This is a genomic window from Pseudomonas sp. AD21 (assembly GCF_002878485.1).
Lineage (GTDB): Bacteria > Pseudomonadota > Gammaproteobacteria > Pseudomonadales > Pseudomonadaceae > Aquipseudomonas.
This window is the reverse complement of record NZ_NQYG01000041.1, coordinates 1-20,222: the sequence shown is the minus strand read 5'-3', so window position 1 is coordinate 20,222 and position 20,222 is coordinate 1. Positions and strand designations below refer to the sequence as shown.

Genomic DNA, 20,222 nt, shown 5'->3' with positions numbered 1-20,222 from the left:
GAGATCAACTGCAGGAGCGAACCTGCTCGCGATGGCAATCTCGGTAACGACTCAGGGAAACCAATCAACCCCATGCCGCAAATCCACCGCGAGTTTCTCCAGCGCTTTGGCTGTCACCGTCATTGGCGGATCCGGAGGCACGCTCAAGGCGCTGCATCACGACGGCCCGTGACGACACATGTTCTCCATGGGCGGTATCTCGCACTCGCAGCTGGGTTAAGGCACAGGCACGCAGTTTGCTGTCGATAGCCAAGTTGAAGAGTGCCAAATCCTGTGTTTTCTCCGCTAGCTGGAGTCTGACCCGAATGGCCCAGATATCTCTGACTTGAAGCGGTGCTTTCTGCCCGACAATTTTTCCCTTGTTCCAAGGCTGATGGCTGTGTGCGGCATTAGTGTTCATGGCTGATCCTCCACGTTGAGGGAGGATCAGTCACGGTGAGTGAGGGGCGCAATCCGACCCAAAGCAGTCCTTGATGTATGTTCGTTGTCGCCATATGTTACTGGCATTCAAGGAGGATTCTGACTGATGGCACGCGTGGGATTGATACTGACACCCGGTTTTGCGGACTGGGAATATGCTTTCATTGCTGGAACTGCGTCCCCGTATTACGGGATCGACGTCAGGTTTTTCGCTTCTGCTACGGGGCAGTTCCGCTCGCAGGGTGGATTGGATGTAACTGTCGATAGCAGTTTGCAACAATGTCTGGACTGGAAACCGGACGTTGTCGTCGTCATTGGAGGAATGGTCTGGGAACGTGCAGAAGCACCGGATATTCGAGACTTTCTTCATGCTAGTCGTTCAAGTGGAGCAACAATTGCCGGTATATGTGGGGGAACGCTGGCACTTGCGAGGGCCGGGCTTCTCGACACGGTTCCTCATACCTCGAACAGCTCTGACTTCTTACAACAAAATGCCGTAGGTTATGAAGGGCGCACGCTTTATCGAAGCAGTCCAGTAGCGGTGGTTGCAGACCGCATCATAACCGCTCCAGGCACTGCACCCGTTAATTTCACCTGCGCAGTGTTCGAAGGAGCCGGGCTATCTTCAGAGATCATTTCTCAGTTCAGGTCAATGTTGGCAGCGGAACATCGGTGACCGCCACGTCCGACAAAACAGCCGATCAGGTGATGTATTCGAGTCGCTACTTTTGACCGAAAGCAGGCGGGTACTACCTTGTTTCAGCTGCGTCAGGAGGCCAGTCCTCATAGAAAGAGCCGCCTACAGGGATCGGGTGGCCATCCATATGGTACGCAGCCCATGCCAATAGGTGTGCCATGCGTTCTGCAGCAACTGGCGACAGTCCGCAAGACTCTCTGACTTCGTCTAGCCGCACTCGGCAAACATCGAGGAGGCGTCGAACGCCTGAAAATCCACCGAGATAGAGATAGAACTCGTCGAGAACGATACCCACGCCTGAAACACCATAGGTGCCGGCGACACCTGGCGCCTCCTCATATATGGCCTTCACATTATGACCTTCCAAGGTCGCGACAGCGGTTAGTACCTCGCAAAAAGTATCTTTCATGCTGTTGCTGACCCAGAGGTCATAGCTGTTGCCGATGATGATGGGCGCGCCCATGAGTCTTACCCTGATTTCGATAATGGAATGCTATGAAGAAGAGACGGATTCAGCCATGTAGCCAGTTTTGAATAGGCCGTCTCGGCTCCGATTATTACCGTTTTTGGCTGGAAAAGGCCATGCGTGGGCGGCCACTCTTGGCCGGAAGGAGTCAGCCACGCACGGCCGCTTCTGGTCGGAACCGGACGGTGAAGTCCCAAGATTTTTTTAACAAACGGAGTCTCCCTACATGGAAGTCATCAATAATTTGCAGCCCGAAGCGTGTGCAGGCATGGAGGAAATCCGGCGCGAGATCGATGCCCTTGATCAGGCTGTCATCCAGCTGTTGGGCAAGCGCTTTCACTACGTACTCGCGGCCTCGAAGTTCAAGACCTCGGCGACTTCAGTGCGTGCGCCAGAGCGGTTCAAGGCCATGCTGGTAACTCGACGCGAATGGGCAGAGGCGGAGGGCCTGAATCCGGATGCAATCGAGAAAATGTACAGCGACCTGGTGAATCACTTCATTGCAGAAGAGATGAAGCACTGGGCTGCTCATCAAGCTGACACTTGATACCAGTGGCCGGGCTGTCTGCCGTGAGAAATCGATTTCGGCAGTGATGACAGGCAGCAATCGGCCAAAAGCAGACCATCGACACGCAGCTAATACATCAGTAATGTGCAAAGTAATATTTCGCTTCCCCCCTTCTGGATGTCGCGTTTACAGACTCGATTTTTTGATTGCTCAAGGGATTATGCATGAACATGGAATGTATGCAAAAAGCGGTTCGCCCCTAAAAGTTGAATTTAAGGAGCAATAAAGTGGAAATCAGGATTGATATATTGGGTTCTCCAACAGAAAAGGATAAAGGAGTTCTGAATAATAGGTTTTCAGAATATCTTCGAATTCAATATCCAAATCTACCACCAGAATCGGAAGATAAGATATTTATGGTGGTTGCACACGATGAAGTAGGTGACTACATCGGTGCAATAAGCTGTAATTGTTACTGGGATGGCTTAGAAATTGACACTTTTTGGATTAAGGAATCTCATCGCGGTAAAAAAGTAGGTTCAATGCTTCTGAAGAAAGCAGAAGCCATTGGTGTCGACAATGGGGCAGTAGTTGCATTCTTAAAAACCGTTGATGCGAAACAGTTCTATGAGCGGCATGGGTATGAGATTTATGGTGTTCTTGAGGATCGCCCAATCGGGACTAACCTGTACCATTTAAAGAAACGGCTAGTAAAACATGCATAGCAACTGGTTCAAACCGTTCGCTTCGCTCATTGGGACTGGCTAGCCCGCCCCTTAGCCAAATTCTGGTCATCGTCTGCATTGGGTCGAAAACGGACATTTACGAATGACTGCTTATGGCCAATTGCGGTCATTCAGGAAGGCAGCAATTGACCCTTAGCCGCCGCTCATGAAGTCGTGTCCCAATAGAAATGGATGTACTCGTCTTCATACTCCGCGAACAGCGAAACGATGAACTCTGTCTTCATTGAGTACATCAATAACGCTCCGACGAAACCGGTCGACTCATGCAGCGGTTGTTTGAGCGGAGCGATCAATTCAAAAGCCTGATCCGCAACCATCTGATTGAAAACAGCTTCCGAGATCTCCTCAAACTGAGCGTCAGAAACGTAGCCTGGGAAATAACCTTCTCCTCCAGGCCGCCAATCCATCCATTCCGCGTGAAGCCAGAAGTTTAATCCGTTTTCGCCTTGCCGTTTGGGGGCGCGGGTTATCCTGATGATCTGCTGAGAGGCAGGGCATCGAAAGGCGATTCCTGGATAAGTGACGTAATAGAGACCGGGACAATCATTGTGTGCTCTCCAAAAAGTCAGTTGCTCACTGGAGAGTTGATCAAAGTCGCTTCTGTCGAACATGAAGAACCTAAGTTTACGTCGCGCTAATGGGCAAGAGCGCCCGATAGTAGCAAATTGCTTTCAATGATGTTTTTTTCGGGAGCCGTCCGCTTCTGGCCGATCGCTGCCGGTGGCGACTGGCAGCGATCGGTCAAAAACGGACGCTCATAAAGAAGTGCTATCGACAACCTCCTAACAGGAGCGTCTATGCCAGTCCATTCATTCAGCCCCCGAGCTGGTGACAGAAGCCATTGCTCGCTGCTCTGAAATCGGCAAAAGCACTGGGTTTTCATCCTCGACATGCACATAGACAAACCAGCGATCCGGTGGACTGTAAAGGATCCTGTGGACATCAAACGATCGTTTCCCGCCTCTGCGACGGGCCCCTAGCACTGTATGTTCCTGTTTGATTTGCACATTTTGAATGCAGTGTTGCGCCATGGTTTGACGAAACTCTTCGTCAATTCGTTTTTTGTTGCCGCGCTGGTACGTCAAGTGTGCTCGGCACATCACCAAGCCGAAAAATACAATGAACACCATTAATGTGAGTTCGAGCCCGAATCTGCTCCACAAAGAATTGACCATGCTGAGTAGCCCTGATGATTGCCCTTGGTGTATTGGCCACGCTCTATTTGTCAAAATTTTCATACTGCTAATAAGTGACTACCGGCAGCTTCGTTCAACCTCAGCCACGGATGATGCTTGTTGCCCTCCTTCCTGAGCAGTGATGTCGGAACGTGAGATTGCGCGCTACAGGCGAGATCCGACGGCCGGTCAGGTAACTATAGATCACGGCACGAAACCCAAAACGACCAAGAATAGCGAGTTGCTACTGCATCCCTTGCAATAAAGCCCTGTCTACACAGGTTTCTGGGAGGCAACTTCTGGCCCAGAGTGTGTAAAAACTCCAAAGCCAGCTCGGATGATTAAAAATCGCCCCCAAACGCGCATTGCCGCATCTGTCCGGCGTCAGTAGGATTCGGTCATCGCTGACATAAATGGATGTGTATATGGAAAGCATGCCGAGACTGGAAATTGAGCGCGTTGCGTATCAAGAGTTTTTAACTCTTTGGGAACGCGGAACATTCGATAATCAGCGCTTAGGCCAAGCGTTCTATAACCATTTTCGGCTTCATCGTCTGAGCGACCAAACGCGCCTGTTCGGTCTCTATGAAACTGACGGAGACAAGGCCATGACCGCGATCTCCCGCCTGTTCCAAATCAGATAACTCCGACCCCGCGTTTCGCGAGAGCAGGGTCAGCCTTGGGTCAATATTCGCCTCTCATAAGAGACTGCGTTGGCTCAGAGTGTGTAAACGCTTTTGCGAACCCTTGCTATGATTTCTGAGGATTTCATCGCAGGGATCGCCCATGAAGCGCTTTATCCAAGGTGAACATCGAGGCCAAGGCACCTTACTTCCGGCTAGCCTCGACGACTACGTCAGCGATACCAATCCGGTGCGCGTAGTCGACGTCTTCGTCGACGAACTAGACTTGGTCAATCTGGGTTTTGAAGGTGCGATCCCAGCCGATACTGGCCGGCCTGCTTACCACCCTGCAATCCTGCTGAAGATCTACATCTACGGCTATCTCAACCGCATCCAGTCGAGCCGACGTTTGGAGCGAGAAGCCCAACGCAACGTCGAACTGATGTGGTTGACCGGGCGCTTGATGCCGGACTTCAAGACCATCGCCAACTTCCGAAAAGACAACAGCAAAGCCATCCGAGGCGTCTGCCGCCAGTTCGTCGTGTTGTGTCAGCAGTTGGGACTGTTCGGAGAACATCTGGTCGCCATCGATGGCAGCAAATTTAAAGCCGTCAACAACCGCGACCGCAATTTCACCAGCGCCAAACTGAAGCGGCGAATGGAAGAAATTGAATCGAGCATCAACCGTTACCTGACGGCACTCGATGCTGCTGATCGGCAAGAACCAACAGCTACCGAGCCCAGCGCCGTGCGACTGGAAGAGAAAATCGCCAAGCTCAAAATTCAAATGAAAGAGCTTCAGGCGATCGAAATTCAGCTCAATGAATCACCGGATAAACAGGTCTCACTGACCGATCCAGACAGCCGATCCATGATGACGCGCGGCACGGGAATTGTTGGCTATAACGTGCAGACAGCGGTCGATACGCAGCACCATTTGATCGTTGCGCATGAGGTGACCAACGTTGGTTCCGACCGCGATCAACTCAGCTCGATGGCTAAGCAAGCCCGCGAGGCGATGGCGTCAGATGTGTTGTCGGTAGTGGCTGACCGAGGTTACTTCAAAAGCGAGCAAATCCTGGCTTGTCACGATGCAGGCATCACCGCCTATGTACCCAAGCCGATGACCTCTGGAGCCAAGGCTGACGGGCGTTTCAATAACGATGCCTTCATCTATGACGCGGCAAAGAACGAATACATTTGCCCGGCTGGAGAGGCGCTGATCTGGCACTATTCCTACGTTGAAAAAGGCCTGAAGCTGCATCGTTACTGGAGTTCGAAATGCCAGGGCTGCGCGTTGAAATTGCAGTGCACACCGAGCACGGAACGACGAGTTCGACGCTGGGAGCATGAAGCCATATTGGAGGAGATGCAGCTTCGGCTGAGCAAAGCACCGGAGATGATGCGAGTCCGAAAACGGACTGTTGAGCATCCCTTCGGGACGCTCAAACAATGGATGGGTGCGACGCACTTCCTGACCCGAAAGCTGGCCGGGGTGAGCGCGGAGATGAGTTTGAATGTGCTCGCCTACAACTTGAAACGGGTCATGAAAATCATTGGTGCTAACGGTTTAATGAAGGCGCTGTCGGCATAAAAAAGGCTGGTTTTGGCCCATCCCAGAGGCTGTAAAAACAGCGTTACGTGTTCCAGGTCGCGACCGATGCGACTCGAAGCATTGACCGTGCGATCGCTCAGCCAACGAACGTCAATGGCTCAAGACGATCAGGTTATGAGCGTTTTTACACACTCTGGGCCGTTTGCTGCCATCCAATAGAGCCCTGCAACCGACCCTTTGTCGCCTCTGCGCCCACCCCGCCTTTTTCGGTCTGTACTTCTGGTTAAACCCTGTCGCTAAAACGAGGTGCATGCGATGAACAACGACCAGATGGCACCCGAGACAAAAGGCGTTTCGGTGCAGTTGCTGGCAACAGTTGAGCTTGGCCCGGAAATCGAAGGCATGGCCGGGCGCCAACTCAGGATGCGTAAGGTGACCATCGAGCCTGGCGGCGTCTTTGGCCCGATTCATAACCATGTAGACAGGCCCGGCACCGTCTACATTCTGCAAGGCACCATCACAGATCATCGCGATGGCGTCGCCAGGGATTACGGGCCGGGAGTGGGCTGGCCCGAGGACAGGAACACCACCCACTGGCTGGAGAACAGAGGAACGATTGCGGCAGTGGAGATCTCGGTCGATATTGTCCGGCAGGAGTGAGCGCTGGCCGTATTCGGACGCAGCGATCCCTCACAACCGGCCTTTCAACCACAGCGAAACTCGCAGGCCACGCTGTCCCACCTCATCCACAAACCCCAGGCCCACCCGCGCCCCGGTTCGCTCGGCGATTGCCGTGACGATCGACAGCCCCAAGCCAGACCCCGCCTCCCCCGTGCCCAGGCTGCGGTAAAACGGGTCGAACACCAGCGATTGCTCTTCAACGCTGATACCCGGCCCGGAGTCCCTGATCTCGATGAGCACGCCCTGCTCCGCTGGCTCGACACTCAAGTCGACCCGGCCGCCCTCCGGGGTGTAGCGGATGGCGTTGTCCACCAGGTTCTTGATCAGGATGAACAGGTCCAGTTCGTTGATCACGACCTGCACGTCCTCGACGCTTTCCACGCCGATATCGATGCCCTTGTTCTCGGCCAGTGGCAGCAGGTCTTCCAGCACCCGGCGAAACACGGCATGCACCGAAACCGCCGTCTCGGCTCGTTGCGTAACTGATTGCGCGGCGGCCAGGGCCAGCAGTTGCTCGATGAGTTTGCGGCTGCGCTCGATGCCTTGGGCCAAAGGCATAAAGTTTTGCCGGGTTGCCTCGGACATGGGCGTGGACGCCAATCGCTCTGCCTGCAGCGACAGTGCGGTCATTGGCGAACGCAGTTCATGGGCGGCATCGGCGATAAACCGCCGTTGCGTTTCCATGGCCTGCGCAACGCGTTTGAGCAACCGATTGATCGCCACGACAAAAGGCCGGATTTCGCTCGGCAAGTGCTGTTCATCGACAGGGTGCAGCGCCTGCTGGTCGCGCTGATCAATCTCTGCCGAGAGCGTCGCGATGGGCCGGAACAGTTTGCGCACCAAGTCCCCGACCACCAACAGCAGCACCGGGAACAGAATGAGAAACGGCAGCAGGCTGCGCCACGCGCTTTCCCGCGCCTCCTTGTCGCGCACGTCGGCCTCTTGCGCGACCACAATGCGTTCGCCTGTCGAGGTGGTCCTGACCAGAACGCGAAAGTTTTCACCGGCGATGTTCAGCGTCGACAAGCCATCGGCCAATGTCACCGGAAACGGCAACGGAATGCTGGCGTCGTCGTTGCCGGTCGCTTTGGTGCTATCGGCCAGGTACTGCACGATGATCCGCGACTCTTCGTCATCGCCGACGATCCGTTCGGCACCGGGATAGCGCAGGGTCATGTGCTGGCGATCGAACAACACCGCCACCTGGTGCAAGCTTTCGTCCTGCATCTCGTGCGCTTCTTTGAGGGCGGAGATGAACGCGAACGCCCCGGCCAGCACGGCGACGATGAGAATCGCCAATGACAGCGTGACGGAAAGCCGCAACTGCACCGAGTCGCTCAGACGCCTTTTGAAACCATCCATCCCATCCCCCTGACGTTCTTGATGACATGGTTCCCCAGTTTTCGCCGCAACGCGTGGATCAAAAACTCCACCGCGTTGCTTTCCACTTCGTTGCCCCAGCCGTAAATCCGGTCCTCCAGTTCACTGCGCGAAAGAATGGCCCCGGGGCGAATCAACAGCGCCTGCAACAGTGCGAACTCGCGACTGGAAAGTTGCACCTCGGCGAAGTCAGCGGTGGAGGCCTGTTTGGAAACCAGATTCAATGAAACCTCGCCGTTATCCAGCAGCGATTGCGCGCTGCCACCGCGACGGCGCAGTACCGCGCGCATGCGCGCCAGCAATTCGGCCATGGCGAAGGGTTTGAGCAGGAAGTCATCAGCGCCGCCATCGAGCCCGCGCAGGCGGTCATCCAGGCCATCGCGGGCGGTGATGATCAGCAGCGGCACCGGGTTGTTGCGTGCACGAATGGCATCCAGCACATCGAGCCCGTCCTTGCCCGGCAGGCCGAGGTCGAGCAGCACCAGGTCGTACGTCTGCGTGTCCAGCGCCGCCAACGCGGTGAGGCCGTTTTTTACCCAGTCGGTGGCGTAGCTCGCGTCCTTGAGCGCACCTTCGATGGCATCCCCAATCATCGGGTCATCTTCGACCAGCAGAATCCGCATGCACCGCTCCGACAGAAAAAGGCGCGACGGTGATTCCCGTCGCGCCTGTATTGAAGCACTTGAACCGGCGTTTGTCCGCCGCCGGTTCCGTGCCGACTTACTGCTGGCCTTTCATCGCATCGAAAGCCTTGAGCAAGTCGTCCATGGCCGACTTGCAGTCAGCCTGCTTTGGCGTACTGGCGCGCAGGGCATCAAGCGCACGGTCAATGGCTTTGTCCAGTACATGCCAGTCAGCGGCGGCCCGAGGCTTGATGCCGGCTTCGGCGGAGTCCCAGGTTGTTTCCAGATCCTTGATACGGGTCTTGGCACCGGGCAGGTCGTTTTTATCGACCAGAGCACTGACGTCGGCGGCGATGCTGCGGAACTCGCTCAGGTCGCCCAGTTTCGAGCCGGACTGCGCCGGGGCGCTCATCGAGCTGGTCGACGCGCCAGCAGCGGGTTTGTCGGCGGGTTTCGAGCAACCGGCGAGACTGCCGAGCAGTACCAGAGACGAGATGATCGCAACGTGACGAATAGTCGTTTGAAAGGCGCGCATGTGGTTTCCTTGATAGATGTCTGAACGTTATTGAATGGCGGTTTTACGGTTGCCGAGGCTGATTTGCGCGACGGCCACCAACAGCACGATGACGGTCAGGAAGATCGCGCTGGTCCAGGCGGCGCCCATACCGAGGCCACCATAGGTCTTGGCCTGAGTCAGCAGGTCGCCGAGGGAGGCGCCGAACGGACGGGTGAGGATGTAGGCGATCCAGAACGTCAGCACCACGTTGGCCCCCAGGCGCCACGCCAGCAGCGTCGCCGCAATCAGCGCGCCGAAAATCACCGCACCCACGGTGAAGCCCAGGCCCAGCGCTTCGGTCGCCAGATCGCCGGCAGCGGTGCCCAGGGCAAAGGTGCAGAGCACGGTGGACCAGTAGAAAAGTTCGCGACGCGGCGTGTTGATTTCGCGAATCGACAGGTTGCGCTCCAGGCTGAACCAGAGCAGGAAATTCAACGCCAGCAGCACCGAGAACACCGCCGTGCTGACGTACAGGCTGATGTCGAGCATGTCGGTCATGATGTCGGTGATCTGCGTGCCGACGATGCTCACCAGCACCACGGTCAACCAGTAGATCCACGGCGAGTAGGCGGTTTTGCGCATTTGCAGGAACAGCGCGCCGCCCAGCAGCAACGCCATGCCGATGCTGGTCCAGCCAGCGCCGAAACCCGCATCCACGGCCAGGAAGTCGGCGCCGGTTTCACCCACCGTCGTCGATAGAATCTTGATCACCCAGAAGGCCAGTGTCACTTCGGGGACTTTGTTCAGCCATCCGGTTTTAGCGGAATTCATGTGCGGGTAACCTCTCCTGAGCAGCGTCGAACTTGCGCTGAACGAACGATACGGCCCGATACTTAGCTGAGACTGAGGGTGTTCAAATCGTTAGTCCGATCCCCGGTTGAGACCCGGAAGTCCTTTCCAGCAATCCTGTATTCCATCCTGGCCGGGCGCACACAAGCCGTAGCTGAAGCACCGCCCCGCCCTACTCACCGGAAATTTTTCTCGGCAGCCGGTTCGATCACCTAACCTCATAGATTGTGTGATCAACGAGAACCGGCCCTACCCATGCGCAATGCCTTGAAGTCATTGTTTTTTGTGACGCTGATCCTGCTCGCCCCGGGCGGTTCGACGCTGTGGGCGGCGGACTTACTGACGCCATCGATGACCACCACGATACCGTTGGTGGAAGTCTCGCAAAGTGATCTGCAAGCCCTGCAATTGCGCCTCGACGGGTTGAAGCAGCAGATTTCCGCGGCCAACAATTACAATCAGCTCGAAGGCCCGCAGGACCGGGTACAGGCATTCATCCTGGATGTCGATCGCTTGTCCGCGTCGTTGTTGCCGCAGCAGGCGCAACTGGCCGTTCAATTGGGAGTGCTCGGCGCGGCACCGGATACGCAGATCGCCGCCGAACAAGTCGACATCGCCGCGCAACGGGCGACGCTCAGTGAGCAAAAGACCAGGGTCGATACCACGCTCAAGAGCCTCGCTGCGCTCAAACAAAGCGCTGCCGACCTGATCACGCAAATTGCCGGCATCCGGCGCACGCTGCTCGAAAGCGAACTGACACTGCGCACCGACAGTATTCTGAGTCCGGACTTCTGGTCGCCTTTGGTTTCGCCGGCGCCCGACGACCGGCAGCGGCTGATTTTTTTCATCGATCAGGTAAACAGCACCTGGGCCACGGTCTGGGCACCCGGGCAGCGGCTTTTCACTTGCGTGCTGGTGCTGTTGGCGGCGGTGTTCTGGACCGCCGGACGTCGCCTGGCCGAACGCGGGCTGACCTGGCTGTGCATTCACCGTATGCCGGAGGGACGTCTGCGCCGCAGCGCGCTGGCGTTCGCCTCGGCACTGGCGACGTTGGGCACCACCGCCATCGCCCTGCACCTGCTGTTCTATGCCTGCACTCGTCACGCGCCATTGACCCCGGTGCTGTCGACGTTTTCCGAAGAATTCGAAAAAGCCGTGTACGCCTGCGTCCTGATCACCGCCCTGAGCCGCGCGCTACTGTCGACGCAACATCCGTCGTGGCGGCTGCCAGCGATCGCCGATGCCGTGGCACTGGCGCTGAAACCCTATCCGCGGATTCTCGCCGCCACCCTGTTGGTGCTGGTGACGCTGGTGCAGGTCAGCAACGCCACTGGCATGAGCAGCCAGATCGTGATTGCCGAGCGCGGGGTGATCGCCATTGTAGTGATCGCAATTCTGGTGCCGATGCTGATGCGCACCGGCAGGGTTCGCAAGGCGTTGATCACCGCCAATGACCCGGCGGCGGGCAGCACGTTTGCCGGGGTGATCTACAGCATCGCCACGGTGTCGATGTGCGTGTCGGCGCTGGCCCTGCTGACCGGCTATGTGTCGCTGGCCCGGTTCATCACCTATGAACTGGTGTGGGCCTATATCGTGCTGTCGGGGTTCTATTTGCTGATCGAAGTGGTCAGGGACGCCTGCGAATACCTGTTCTCTCCGCGCTACTCCGCCGGCAAAACCATCAAGCAGACACTGGGCATGGGCGATCGACGACTCGAGCAAATCTCGACAGTACTGTCTGGCGTCAGCCGCGCCGGGCTGTTGTTGCTGGCGATTATCGCGCTGTTCGTCGGCGGCATCGGTACCACGCTCGGCCAGTTGACCACCAACATCATGGGCATCCTCGGCGGCGCCGGGTTACGCAAGCTGAACATCGTGCCCGGCCATCTGATCAATGCGGTGCTGGCGCTGCTGATTGGCATCTACCTGATCCGTGCCCTGCGCCGTTGGCTCGACAACGAGTTCCTGCCCAAGACCGACATGGACCCGGGCATGTGCGCGTCACTCAGCACACTGTTTTCCAACATCGGTTATGCCGCAGTCATCCTGCTGACCCTGTCGTCACTGGGTGTGCGCTGGACCAACCTCGCGTGGATCGTCAGTGCGCTGTCGGTGGGGATCGGCTTCGGCCTGCAGGAGATCGTCAAGAACTTCGTGTCCGGGCTGATCCTGCTGACCGAGCGCCCGGTAAAGGTCGGCGACCTGATCAGCATCAGCGGCGTCGAGGGCGACATCCGCCGGATCAATGTGCGGGCCACGGAAATCCAGCTCAGCGACCGCTCCATCGTGATCGTGCCCAACTCACAGCTGATCTCGCAAAACCTGCGCAACGTCACCCTCGGCGGCAGTGCCCAGGGGGTAGCGAGCCTGGAACTGATGTTCCCGCTGGACATCGACCCCGAGCAGGTCAAGGAACTGCTGCTCAATACCTACCGGGAAAACGAGAACATCCTGGATAAGCCGGCGTCGTACGTGCGTTTCAGCAAACTCTCGCCGGAGGGCATCACCCTGACGGTGACGGGCTATGTCGGCAGCCCGCGGATAGTTGGCGGGACCAAGAGTGATCTGCTGTTCGAGATTCTCAAGCGCCTGGGGGATGCCGGTATTGCGCTGGCGAAACCTGCGTCGAGTCCCTGACAGACCATCAAAACCTGTGGGAGCAGGCTCACTCCTATAGGGTTCTGTGCTGAACACGAATTTGGCGACTGGCCAAGATCATTGTGGGAGCGGGCTTGCTCGCGAATGCGCCGGGTCAGGCAAAGGGGTGTTGACTGACACAGCCTCTTCACGAGCAGGCTCACTCCTACAGGGGGTACCTGCTAACCACAGGATCGATGGCTGGCAGAAATCCCTTGTGTGAGCGAGCCTGCTCGCGAATGGGTTCAGGCCGGCGCCCAGCGCCGGTGCAGCCACCGCGCAAACGCGTCCAGCGCAAAACCCAGCACGCCGATCAGCAGCACCATCGCCATCAGTTCCGAATACGCCAAGCGGTCCCGCGTGTCGAGAATGAAGTAACCCAACCCAGCGCTGACCCCAAGCATTTCGCACGGCACCAGCACGATCCACAGAATGCCGATCGACAGCCGCACGCCGGTCAGCACATGGCCGAGCACCCCAGGCAAAATCACCTTGCGCAGGGTTTCCCAGCGGGTGGCGCTGAGGCTGCGACTGAGCTGCAGCCAGCGCGGATCGAGTTGGCGCACGCCGGCCACGGTGTTGAGCAGAATCGGCCACACCGCAGCGAAGGTCAGCAGAAAGTAGATCGGCTGATCGCCAACCCCCATCAGCATCACCACCACCGGCATCCACGACAGCGGCGAGATCATCCGCAGAAACTGAAACGCCGGCGTGGTCGCCGCTTCCAGATGCCGGTAGCTGCCGATCATCAGCCCCAGCGGTACACCAATCAGCAACGCCAGCAGCAGCCCGAGCAGAATCCGCTTCAGGCTGACCAACACATGCGCGTACAGCTCCGGGCGCAGCAGCAACTCACCGAGACTGGCCAGCGTCGCCTCCGGGGAAAAACGCAACGCCAGGCTGTCGTTGCCGCCGAGCAGATGCACGCCCAGCCACCACAACAGCAACAGGCACAACAGCCCGGCGACGCCCAGCGCGCCGTGCAAGGTCGAGGAAGATCGCTGACGCATCAGAGGCTGAACTCCTCGCTGCGCTCGAAGCTTTCCGGCAAGCCGAATGCCTTCATCCCGCCGACTGCAGCAATGGCATTACGCACGAAGCGATCGTCCACCAGATCCCTGGCGGACTGCTGCGGATCAAGGCTGGCGAGAAAACCCTTGTCGCCTTCGATCAAAGTGTCCTTCAGGCGCTTGACCAGTTCCTCGGTGTAGCTGGGGAACGGGTACGGCTGGAAATCGATGCGCTGCTCGTCCCAATGGCTGTGCTGGATCGCCCCGCTGCTCAGGTACAACTCACGGTCGCTGGCGGCCGGCGACAGCACCCGGTCGAGCACTGGTTGCGCGTGGGGCGTGTAGCGATTGGCGCCGTCCTTGGACAGCAGTTTGGCCGCCTCGGCGCGGTTGTCGCGGGTCCAGACCTGCGCCTTGACGATGGCGTTGACCACTTTCTGCGACCACTCGGGGCGGTTGTTCAGGTCCTGCTCGTGCATGAACACCACACAGCAGGCGTGATTGCGCCAGACGTCGCCGGTAAAGCGCTGCACGCGACCGACCTTGAGTTCCTCGGCCAGCGCGTTGAACGGCTCGGCGACGATGTAGCCGGCAATCCGTTTGGTCGCCAGGGCCGGCGGCATGTCCGACGGCGGCAGCACCAGCAGGTTGACCTCGTTCGGCGCCAACGCGGCGCTGGCCGGCTTGCTCACCGGCACCAGGCCGTGATCGCGCAACAGCTGCTGCACTACCACGTTATGGATCGAATACCAGAACGGAATCGCTACCGACTGCCCGCCCAGTTGCTTGACCTCGGTGATGCCCGGCGCCACGGTCAGGCCCGAGCCGCCGACGTGGTTCCACGCCACGACCTTGGCCGGCACCTTACTGCCGTAGCGCGCCCACACGGTCATCGGCGACAGCAGGTGAATCACGTTGACCTGCCCGGAAATGAACGCCTCGATCACCTGCGCCCAACTGCGCAACAGCACCGGGCGCTCGGCCTTAATCCCTTCGGCCTCGAACAGGCCATTGTTGTGCGCGACCAGCAACGGCGTGGCGTCGGTGATCGGCAGATAACCGATGCGCACCGGCGCGTTCGGCTCGGATGCAGCGCGGGCGTTCAGGCTGTTGAGCAGCGGCAACGCGCCGCCAGCGGTCAGCAAGGCGCTGAGTTTGAGGAAGTCACGACGTGTGTGAGTGAAGTCGTCCAGGCACATGGTCAATCTCCGACGTAGCGGGCACAGGTTGAGTGAGAGGATTGCGGCTCGCCCGCCGAAGGGTTTTGAGAATGTCGATACGCAGTGCACCCAGTTCCTCGACCAGCTCGGCCCGCGGCTGAGGCAAGTCGATGCGCCATTCGCCGAGGATGTGCGCCGGGCTGTTACCCAGTAGCAGAATCCGCTCGGAGAGCAGCAGGGCTTCGTCAATATCGTGGGTAATCAAGACGGCTGCGGTGTGGTGTTCGGCAATCAGTTGCAGGAGCAACTGCTGCATGTCGGCGCGGGTGATTTCATCCAGGGCGCCGAACGGTTCATCCAGCAACAATACCTGCGGCTGACGCGCCAGACAGCGGGCCAACGCGGTGCGCTGAGCCATCCCGCCAGACAGCTGCGCCGGGTGCTGCAACCGCGCGTGTTCGAGGCCGACAGCAGTAATCGCGTGGTCGATCCGCGCCTTGCGTTGCTCGGCCGTCAGGTGCGGCTGACGGGCGAAATCAAGACCGAAGGCGACGTTCTTTTCCAGGGTCAGCCACGGCAACAGGCTCGGGTCCTGAAACGCCACTGCCACCCGTGGGTGCGCACCAGTCAGCGGTTCTCCGAGCAGGCTCACCCGGCCCTGTTGCGGCGCCTGCAAACCGGCGAGCACGCGCAGCAGACTGGACTTGCCGACGCCGCTGGGCCCGAGGATGGTCACCACTTCGCCAGGCTGCAGTTGCAGATCGAAGTGTTCCAGCACGGTGTGCCAGCCCTTCTCTCGTGGGTAGCCGAGGCTGATGCCCTGCGCCTCCAGCAACGCTGCAGTCATGCCGTCGCTTCCCGTTGCTGCCGCTGCAATTGGGCGCGCAGTTGCACCAGGCTCGGGGTGACGATCGGCACGAACGCCGACTCGCGCCAGCGCCGGGCAAAACCACTGCCGTGCGCGGTCAGATACGCCTTGCCGCCGCTGGCCTGCAATTCCAGTTGCACGGCGTTGGCGGCGGATTCGGCCAGCGCAATGCGCACCTGGAACAAGGCACCCGGCTGGGTCAGGAAACGCCCATCCTGCAAGCCTTGCTTGAGCTCGCTGACGGTCTGCGCCAGTTGCTCGCGTTGCTCATGTAGCGGCTCCAGCAGAATCGAACGACCATCCTGCAAATGCCCTTCGACCTCTGCCAGCGCACGCCGCGCCAGACCGATCGCCATGCCGCACTGCAAGCCGAGAAACGCCGGGCGTACCGCCGGCAGAAACTGGCGCGCATCCTCGTGCAGCAGCCATTCACGACCAACCGCCACTTGGGCAAAATCGATGGCCGCGGTGTTGCTCGATTGCAGCCCCATCAGTTGCAGATCGGCCGAGCGCTGCACGCCGGCGGCGCCATCAGGGATCGCCAGCACGAACGGCGCACCGCCCTCCTCGTGCTCGATCGCCGCCGCCACGACAAACCCGCCTTGGCGCAGATTGGTCACCCAGTGCAGGCGCCCGTTCAAGGTCCAGCCGTCAGTGGCACTGGCCGCGCGCACTTGCAGCGCTTCGATGCCGGACAGGAACTTCATCGCGTTGGACAAACCAGTGGCCCCGGCCAGCTCGCCGCTGAGCAGCGACGGCAGCAGTCTGTCCCGGAGCGCGGTGTTGGGGCTGTGCAGCAGGTATTCGATAAAGGCGCGTTGGCCCCAGAACACAAACGCCGCCGCCAATGAATGGCTGGCAACGGCCGCCAGCGTTTCCACGGCATCACTGACGTGACCACCGCTGCCGCCCTGCGCCGGGCTGATCCCCACGCGCAGCACCCCGGCCTGCGCCAGTTGCGTCAGCACCTGCTGCGGATCGCCGTCGCCCGCATCCAGGGCCTGGGCGTTGTGTTCCAGCCATTCAATCAATGCCGGATTGAGCATGTCGTTTCTCTCCTTGTACGCAGCCGCATCAACCATAGACGATGCGGCCTGAAGCGCTCGCCGATTACGCGCGATACGCGGCCAGCTCAGGGTTGAGCGGCGTGTCGGCAAACACGTTGGCGAAGTTGCACAGGGTCGCCAGGCTGACACCGAGGATCACCTCCAGCGCGTTACCTTCGGTGTAGCCGGCGGCCTTGAATTGATTGAAGGTCCGATCACTGACCTTGCCTCGGGTGGCAATCACTTCGCGGGCAAACGCGGCCAGGGTTTCCAGTTTTTCCACGGGTACGCTGGCTTTCTCACGCAGCGCACTGACCACTTCCGGCGGCAGTTTTGCCTTATTCAGCGCAACCGCGGTATGACCTGCGACACAGAAATCGCAACCATGGTTGGTCGCAGCAATCAGCTGCACCACTTCGCGCTCGGCGAGGCTGAGTTCGGCTTTGCCATTGAGCGCCGATACCGTAACGTAGGTTTCCAGCGCGGCCGGGGCGTTAGCCAATACGGCCAGCAGATTGGGAATGAACCCGGAGTTCTTCTGCGCATTCTCCAGGAATGGTTTGGCGGCTTCGGGAGCGCTTTGCACAGTGTGTAGAGTGACGCGCGACATGGAGTGGACTCCTGCTGTTGAGTGTCCGGCCAGTCTGTTGGTTATAAAAATTCCGATCCATATTCTAAAGTAGCGATTACTTGCTCCTGAGTGTTTCCATTAGATGATTTCGTCCAGCCCACTGGTTGATTGGTTATTAGAAAGCCTTGAACTCGATGCCAGCCTGTTCCACATCGGCCGCTATTGCGGTGCCTGGCACGCCAGCACGCACGGGCTGGCGCGCGCCAGTTTTCACCTGATCGTGCAGGGCCATTGCTGGTTGCACATCGACGGTCATCCGGCGGCATTGCGTCTGGACAGCGGCGACGCGGTATTTCTGCTGCGCGACCTCAACTACCGGCTCTCCAACACTGAAAATCCGGCCATCGCTCAAACGCTGCCGCGCATGGCCATGACTGCGCTCGACAGCCAGGCACAGGACGGTGTCGGTCTGGTCTGCGGCTTCTTCCACTTCAAGTCCGGGTTGTCATCGCTGATCATCGAAGGCTTGCCGGACTGGATCATCCTGCGTGCCGGCGACCCGGGTTCCAGTGCGGCGCGGGCCTTGTTCGAGTTGATCCTGCAAGAATGCGAACGCCTGCCGGCGCCCTCCTCGGCACTGCTCGAGCGCTTGAGTCATCTGCTGTTTCTCTACGTGCTGCGCCAGCAAATGGCCGACAACCAGCGACTCGGCGGCCTCGTGGCACTGGCGCGCAATCCGCAGTTCGCACCGCTGCTGGATCAATTGATCGAGCAGCCGCAATTGCGGTGGTCACTGGAAAGCATGGCGGCGCGCATCGGCCTGTCGCGCTCGGCGTTCTTCAAACGCTTCAACGAACTCGCCGGGCAATCACCAGGGCAAGTGCTGTTGGCGCTGCGCATCCGTCACGCCTGCCAGTTGCTGCGCGCCAATCACACGGTGGAGCAGGTGTGTGCGGCGGTGGGGTATCAGTCGATTGCCGCGTTTACCCGGGCGTTCGCCAAGTCGGTGGGGGTGCAACCGGGGGCGTATCGCAAGCAGCATGAGGGACGCTGAGCGACATGTTAATATGCCATCACTTTTTTGTCTTGATGGTATGTCCCCCGCATGGATGCTTTGATTCGGCGTTTCAGTGGTTTGTCGTTGATCACCCTTGCCTTGGCGCTTGGCGGATGCCAAAGCCCTGCAAAAAAACAGACCGCGGCCGACTTTGACGCCATGGGCCGGGAGGAGCTCAACGCGGCTCTGGCCCTTCAGCCGCAATCAAATTCCATCGTGCGTGAGGGTGATTACGTCACCTATGTGGTGATGGAACTCGACGGCCACAACACTCGCCATCTCGTGCGCTTTGATGCCGACTGTCACTTGCCGGACGCTCAAATGGCTCACCTGACCAGCGGAGGAATGCTCCAATTCGCGGTTGATCGCAAAAGTGCAACGGCAGAAGGCAGACAGATGCCTGGCGCAGAGAAACAGCTGTTTTTGCAAAGCGCCCAACTCAAGCAGGTGTGTGCCCAGACTCCGGTACCTCAATGGCGTGTCATTGCCGCGCCGCAGCAGCAGGATTGGCAGTTGCTCGACCGCGCCAGCCTGATTCAAAAGGACGGCCAGACGTTGTTCTGGTCGGCCCGGGTTCCCGCTGCCGAGGCGCTGATGCCACGGCTCAAGGGGCTGTACTCGCAAGTACGACAACGCTGGAGCGCCGATTGTGCCCAGCAACGATTGACGTCTCTCAGCACGTTTTACCTGGACAAGAACAACCGCGTGATCGGCGGCGCGATGGTCCAGCAACCGACGGCGTTGCAAACGCTGGATGCCGATGCGCGTCAACTGCTGATACTGGCCTGCGGCACGCAGCAGGCGCTGGATCAATACAAACCCTTCCCCGGCCGAGCGCAAACCGCCTTTGTGTTGCCTGATCCAGAGCTGCCTGCCTCGGTTGTGAAATCCATTGAGGCATTGAAACTGCCAGCACCGGAAAAAGACATTACGCAACTGCGCATTTCCTTCAAGGACTTCAACGAAGCACATGAGCAAGCGCTCGAAAAAAAACTGGACCTGTCGATTCTCAAGAGCGCCAGACGCCGTGAGCTAGGGCGCCTGGGGCGTGACACTCGCTATCAGCCCTACGAGCCCGGCAAACAACTGATCGAACGTTACGATGGGCAAACACGGCAAGCGGTCAAGGTCAGTTTTCGTGGATTGATCAAACTTGCCAGCGTTGACTACACCAACGACCATTACGGAATCAGAGTCAGTAATGACGGCATCTCCGATCTCCGATTCGAAGGTGACTGGATGAACATGCCGGTCGGTGCGCACTTGGCCTACACCGTGCAATGGTCCTTTGCACCATACAAAAAAGATGCGCCGCAAAGGCTGGATGCGAAATTTGCATGCCAGGTGGAATCGCTGAAACCTGCCAGCGAGTTTTATCCATCGTTGAGCGGTACTGCCAAGGTCATCACTTGCACCGACGAGAACGAAACCGCCATGTATGCCTATCTGCAAACATACGGATTATTTGTGCCGGTCGACGCCGGGAGCAAGTTTGGCTACGGTCAGTTCAAGATCGAAGCGGCGGAGTGAGGCGCCCGTAAAGCGAGAGAATCACGCAAAACCTGTGGGAGCGGGCTTGCTCGCGAAAGCGCTGGGTCAGTCACTGAAGATATCGACTGGGCTGCCCTCTTCGCGAGTCAGCCCCACCGTTTTA

Annotated in this window: 21 protein-coding genes and 1 pseudogene; 9 read left to right on the top strand and 13 right to left on the bottom strand. The window is 58.6% G+C overall.

Going from position 1 to position 20,222, the window contains the following annotated elements:
• Positions 1-148: 148 nt before the first annotated feature.
• Positions 149-400, bottom strand: a pseudogene (locus tag PseAD21_RS20865) (integrase); the annotation flags it as partial.
• A gap of 126 nt (positions 401-526) precedes the next feature.
• Between PseAD21_RS20865 and PseAD21_RS20860 the strand changes: the two are divergent.
• Positions 527-1,096: a DJ-1/PfpI family protein gene (locus tag PseAD21_RS20860; protein ID WP_102357516.1), complete on the top strand. Its 570-nt coding sequence runs from the start codon at positions 527-529 to the stop codon at positions 1,094-1,096.
• A gap of 73 nt (positions 1,097-1,169) precedes the next feature.
• On the opposite strand, the gene PseAD21_RS20855 is transcribed toward PseAD21_RS20860, so the two are convergent.
• Complete coding sequence (locus tag PseAD21_RS20855; RefSeq protein WP_102357514.1) at positions 1,170-1,580, bottom strand: hypothetical protein; 411 nt, start codon at positions 1,578-1,580, stop codon at positions 1,170-1,172.
• 229 nt (positions 1,581-1,809) lie between these two features.
• Here PseAD21_RS20855 and PseAD21_RS20850 point away from each other — a divergent pair, with 229 nt between their 5' ends.
• Both PseAD21_RS20850 and PseAD21_RS20845 read left to right on the top strand, forming a co-directional pair.
• Positions 1,810-2,130: an isochorismate lyase gene (locus tag PseAD21_RS20850; protein WP_102357513.1), complete on the top strand. Its 321-nt coding sequence runs from the start codon at positions 1,810-1,812 to the stop codon at positions 2,128-2,130.
• A gap of 248 nt (positions 2,131-2,378) precedes the next feature.
• On the top strand, positions 2,379-2,816 hold the full coding sequence (locus PseAD21_RS20845) for a GNAT family N-acetyltransferase (RefSeq protein ID WP_218244982.1): 438 nt from the start codon (positions 2,379-2,381) through the stop codon (positions 2,814-2,816).
• Between the two features lie 164 nt (positions 2,817-2,980).
• Here the strand turns inward: PseAD21_RS20845 and PseAD21_RS20840 are convergent, their stop codons facing one another.
• Both PseAD21_RS20840 and PseAD21_RS29575 read right to left on the bottom strand, forming a co-directional pair.
• Complete coding sequence (locus tag PseAD21_RS20840) at positions 2,981-3,448, bottom strand: hypothetical protein (RefSeq protein ID WP_102357511.1); 468 nt, start codon at positions 3,446-3,448, stop codon at positions 2,981-2,983.
• A 198-nt stretch (positions 3,449-3,646) separates the two neighbouring features.
• Positions 3,647-4,012, bottom strand: coding sequence for a hypothetical protein (locus tag PseAD21_RS29575; protein ID WP_146011304.1), 366 nt, complete (start codon positions 4,010-4,012; stop codon positions 3,647-3,649).
• A 425-nt stretch (positions 4,013-4,437) separates the two neighbouring features.
• Here PseAD21_RS29575 and PseAD21_RS20835 point away from each other — a divergent pair, with 425 nt between their 5' ends.
• From PseAD21_RS20835 to PseAD21_RS20825, 3 genes are all read left to right on the top strand, one after another.
• The gene (locus PseAD21_RS20835; protein WP_047227998.1) at positions 4,438-4,656 is read left to right on the top strand and encodes a hypothetical protein; all 219 of its coding nucleotides are present in this window, start codon (positions 4,438-4,440) and stop codon (positions 4,654-4,656) included.
• 142 nt (positions 4,657-4,798) lie between these two features.
• The gene (locus tag PseAD21_RS20830; RefSeq protein WP_102357510.1) at positions 4,799-6,229 is read left to right on the top strand and encodes an IS1182 family transposase; all 1,431 of its coding nucleotides are present in this window, start codon (positions 4,799-4,801) and stop codon (positions 6,227-6,229) included.
• Positions 6,230-6,505: 276 nt separating this feature from the next.
• Positions 6,506-6,850 carry a cupin domain-containing protein gene (locus PseAD21_RS20825; protein ID WP_102357508.1) on the top strand — a complete coding sequence of 115 codons (345 nt, stop codon included), beginning with the start codon at positions 6,506-6,508 and terminating at the stop codon, positions 6,848-6,850.
• Positions 6,851-6,880: 30 nt separating this feature from the next.
• Here the strand turns inward: PseAD21_RS20825 and PseAD21_RS20820 are convergent, their stop codons facing one another.
• The 4 genes from PseAD21_RS20820 to PseAD21_RS20805 form a co-directional block, all read right to left on the bottom strand.
• Complete coding sequence (locus tag PseAD21_RS20820) at positions 6,881-8,233, bottom strand: ATP-binding protein (protein WP_102357507.1); 1,353 nt, start codon at positions 8,231-8,233, stop codon at positions 6,881-6,883.
• Entirely contained in the window at positions 8,209-8,874 is a 666-nt protein-coding gene (locus PseAD21_RS20815; RefSeq protein ID WP_102357505.1) for a response regulator, read from the bottom strand. The genes PseAD21_RS20820 and PseAD21_RS20815 overlap by 25 nt, the downstream gene beginning before the upstream one ends.
• A gap of 97 nt (positions 8,875-8,971) precedes the next feature.
• On the bottom strand, positions 8,972-9,409 hold the full coding sequence (locus PseAD21_RS20810) for a hypothetical protein (RefSeq protein ID WP_102357503.1): 438 nt from the start codon (positions 9,407-9,409) through the stop codon (positions 8,972-8,974).
• A 27-nt stretch (positions 9,410-9,436) separates the two neighbouring features.
• On the bottom strand, positions 9,437-10,201 hold the full coding sequence (locus PseAD21_RS20805; protein WP_102357502.1) for a hypothetical protein: 765 nt from the start codon (positions 10,199-10,201) through the stop codon (positions 9,437-9,439).
• A 273-nt stretch (positions 10,202-10,474) separates the two neighbouring features.
• Between PseAD21_RS20805 and PseAD21_RS20800 the strand changes: the two genes are divergently transcribed.
• Positions 10,475-12,856 (top strand): DUF3772 domain-containing protein, encoded by a 2,382-nt coding sequence (locus tag PseAD21_RS20800; protein ID WP_102357500.1) that lies wholly within the window; start codon positions 10,475-10,477, stop codon positions 12,854-12,856.
• Between the two features lie 245 nt (positions 12,857-13,101).
• Here PseAD21_RS20800 and PseAD21_RS20790 read toward each other — a convergent pair whose 3' ends face one another.
• From PseAD21_RS20790 to PseAD21_RS20770, 5 genes are all read right to left on the bottom strand, one after another.
• The gene (locus PseAD21_RS20790) at positions 13,102-13,866 is read right to left on the bottom strand and encodes an ABC transporter permease (protein WP_102357497.1); all 765 of its coding nucleotides are present in this window, start codon (positions 13,864-13,866) and stop codon (positions 13,102-13,104) included.
• A complete protein-coding gene (locus tag PseAD21_RS20785; protein ID WP_102357496.1) occupies positions 13,866-15,065 on the bottom strand; it encodes an ABC transporter substrate-binding protein in 1,200 nt (399 codons plus the stop codon). Before PseAD21_RS20785 ends, PseAD21_RS20790 begins: the two co-directional genes overlap by 1 nt.
• On the bottom strand, positions 15,031-15,873 hold the full coding sequence (locus PseAD21_RS20780) for an ABC transporter ATP-binding protein (protein WP_102357494.1): 843 nt from the start codon (positions 15,871-15,873) through the stop codon (positions 15,031-15,033). The genes PseAD21_RS20785 and PseAD21_RS20780 overlap by 35 nt, the downstream gene beginning before the upstream one ends.
• Positions 15,870-16,940: an acyl-CoA dehydrogenase family protein gene (locus PseAD21_RS20775; RefSeq protein ID WP_102357493.1), complete on the bottom strand. Its 1,071-nt coding sequence runs from the start codon at positions 16,938-16,940 to the stop codon at positions 15,870-15,872. Before PseAD21_RS20775 ends, PseAD21_RS20780 begins: the two co-directional genes overlap by 4 nt.
• A gap of 64 nt (positions 16,941-17,004) precedes the next feature.
• The gene (locus PseAD21_RS20770) at positions 17,005-17,550 is read right to left on the bottom strand and encodes a carboxymuconolactone decarboxylase family protein (RefSeq protein ID WP_102357491.1); all 546 of its coding nucleotides are present in this window, start codon (positions 17,548-17,550) and stop codon (positions 17,005-17,007) included.
• Positions 17,551-17,653: 103 nt separating this feature from the next.
• Here PseAD21_RS20770 and PseAD21_RS20765 point away from each other — a divergent pair, with 103 nt between their 5' ends.
• Together PseAD21_RS20765 and PseAD21_RS20760 are read left to right on the top strand one after the other, a co-directional pair.
• A complete protein-coding gene (locus tag PseAD21_RS20765) occupies positions 17,654-18,565 on the top strand; it encodes an AraC family transcriptional regulator (protein ID WP_102357490.1) in 912 nt (303 codons plus the stop codon).
• 51 nt (positions 18,566-18,616) lie between these two features.
• The gene (locus PseAD21_RS20760) at positions 18,617-20,098 is read left to right on the top strand and encodes a hypothetical protein (protein ID WP_102357488.1); all 1,482 of its coding nucleotides are present in this window, start codon (positions 18,617-18,619) and stop codon (positions 20,096-20,098) included.
• Positions 20,099-20,222: the final 124 nt, after the last annotated feature.

Excerpts from the sequence above, each read along its gene's own strand:
- PseAD21_RS20860 (WP_102357516.1), top strand. The coding sequence starts at position 527 with ATGGCACGCGTGGGATTGATACTGACACCCGGTTTTGCGGACTGGGAA.
- PseAD21_RS20855 (WP_102357514.1), bottom strand. The coding sequence starts at position 1,580 with ATGGGCGCGCCCATCATCATCGGCAACAGCTATGACCTCTGGGTCAGC.
- PseAD21_RS20850 (WP_102357513.1), top strand. The coding sequence starts at position 1,810 with ATGGAAGTCATCAATAATTTGCAGCCCGAAGCGTGTGCAGGCATGGAG.
- PseAD21_RS20840 (WP_102357511.1), bottom strand. The coding sequence starts at position 3,448 with ATGTTCGACAGAAGCGACTTTGATCAACTCTCCAGTGAGCAACTGACT.
- PseAD21_RS29575 (WP_146011304.1), bottom strand. The coding sequence starts at position 4,012 with ATGGTCAATTCTTTGTGGAGCAGATTCGGGCTCGAACTCACATTAATG.
- PseAD21_RS20835 (WP_047227998.1), top strand. The coding sequence starts at position 4,438 with ATGGAAAGCATGCCGAGACTGGAAATTGAGCGCGTTGCGTATCAAGAG.
- PseAD21_RS20830 (WP_102357510.1), top strand. The coding sequence starts at position 4,799 with ATGAAGCGCTTTATCCAAGGTGAACATCGAGGCCAAGGCACCTTACTT.
- PseAD21_RS20825 (WP_102357508.1), top strand. The coding sequence starts at position 6,506 with ATGAACAACGACCAGATGGCACCCGAGACAAAAGGCGTTTCGGTGCAG.
- PseAD21_RS20820 (WP_102357507.1), bottom strand. The coding sequence starts at position 8,233 with ATGGATGGTTTCAAAAGGCGTCTGAGCGACTCGGTGCAGTTGCGGCTT.
- PseAD21_RS20815 (WP_102357505.1), bottom strand. The coding sequence starts at position 8,874 with ATGCGGATTCTGCTGGTCGAAGATGACCCGATGATTGGGGATGCCATC.
- PseAD21_RS20810 (WP_102357503.1), bottom strand. The coding sequence starts at position 9,409 with ATGCGCGCCTTTCAAACGACTATTCGTCACGTTGCGATCATCTCGTCT.
- PseAD21_RS20805 (WP_102357502.1), bottom strand. The coding sequence starts at position 10,201 with ATGAATTCCGCTAAAACCGGATGGCTGAACAAAGTCCCCGAAGTGACA.
- PseAD21_RS20800 (WP_102357500.1), top strand. The coding sequence starts at position 10,475 with ATGCGCAATGCCTTGAAGTCATTGTTTTTTGTGACGCTGATCCTGCTC.
- PseAD21_RS20790 (WP_102357497.1), bottom strand. The coding sequence starts at position 13,866 with ATGCGTCAGCGATCTTCCTCGACCTTGCACGGCGCGCTGGGCGTCGCC.
- PseAD21_RS20785 (WP_102357496.1), bottom strand. The coding sequence starts at position 15,065 with ATGTGCCTGGACGACTTCACTCACACACGTCGTGACTTCCTCAAACTC.
- PseAD21_RS20780 (WP_102357494.1), bottom strand. The coding sequence starts at position 15,873 with ATGACTGCAGCGTTGCTGGAGGCGCAGGGCATCAGCCTCGGCTACCCA.
- PseAD21_RS20775 (WP_102357493.1), bottom strand. The coding sequence starts at position 16,940 with ATGCTCAATCCGGCATTGATTGAATGGCTGGAACACAACGCCCAGGCC.
- PseAD21_RS20770 (WP_102357491.1), bottom strand. The coding sequence starts at position 17,550 with ATGTCGCGCGTCACTCTACACACTGTGCAAAGCGCTCCCGAAGCCGCC.
- PseAD21_RS20765 (WP_102357490.1), top strand. The coding sequence starts at position 17,654 with ATGATTTCGTCCAGCCCACTGGTTGATTGGTTATTAGAAAGCCTTGAA.
- PseAD21_RS20760 (WP_102357488.1), top strand. The coding sequence starts at position 18,617 with ATGGATGCTTTGATTCGGCGTTTCAGTGGTTTGTCGTTGATCACCCTT.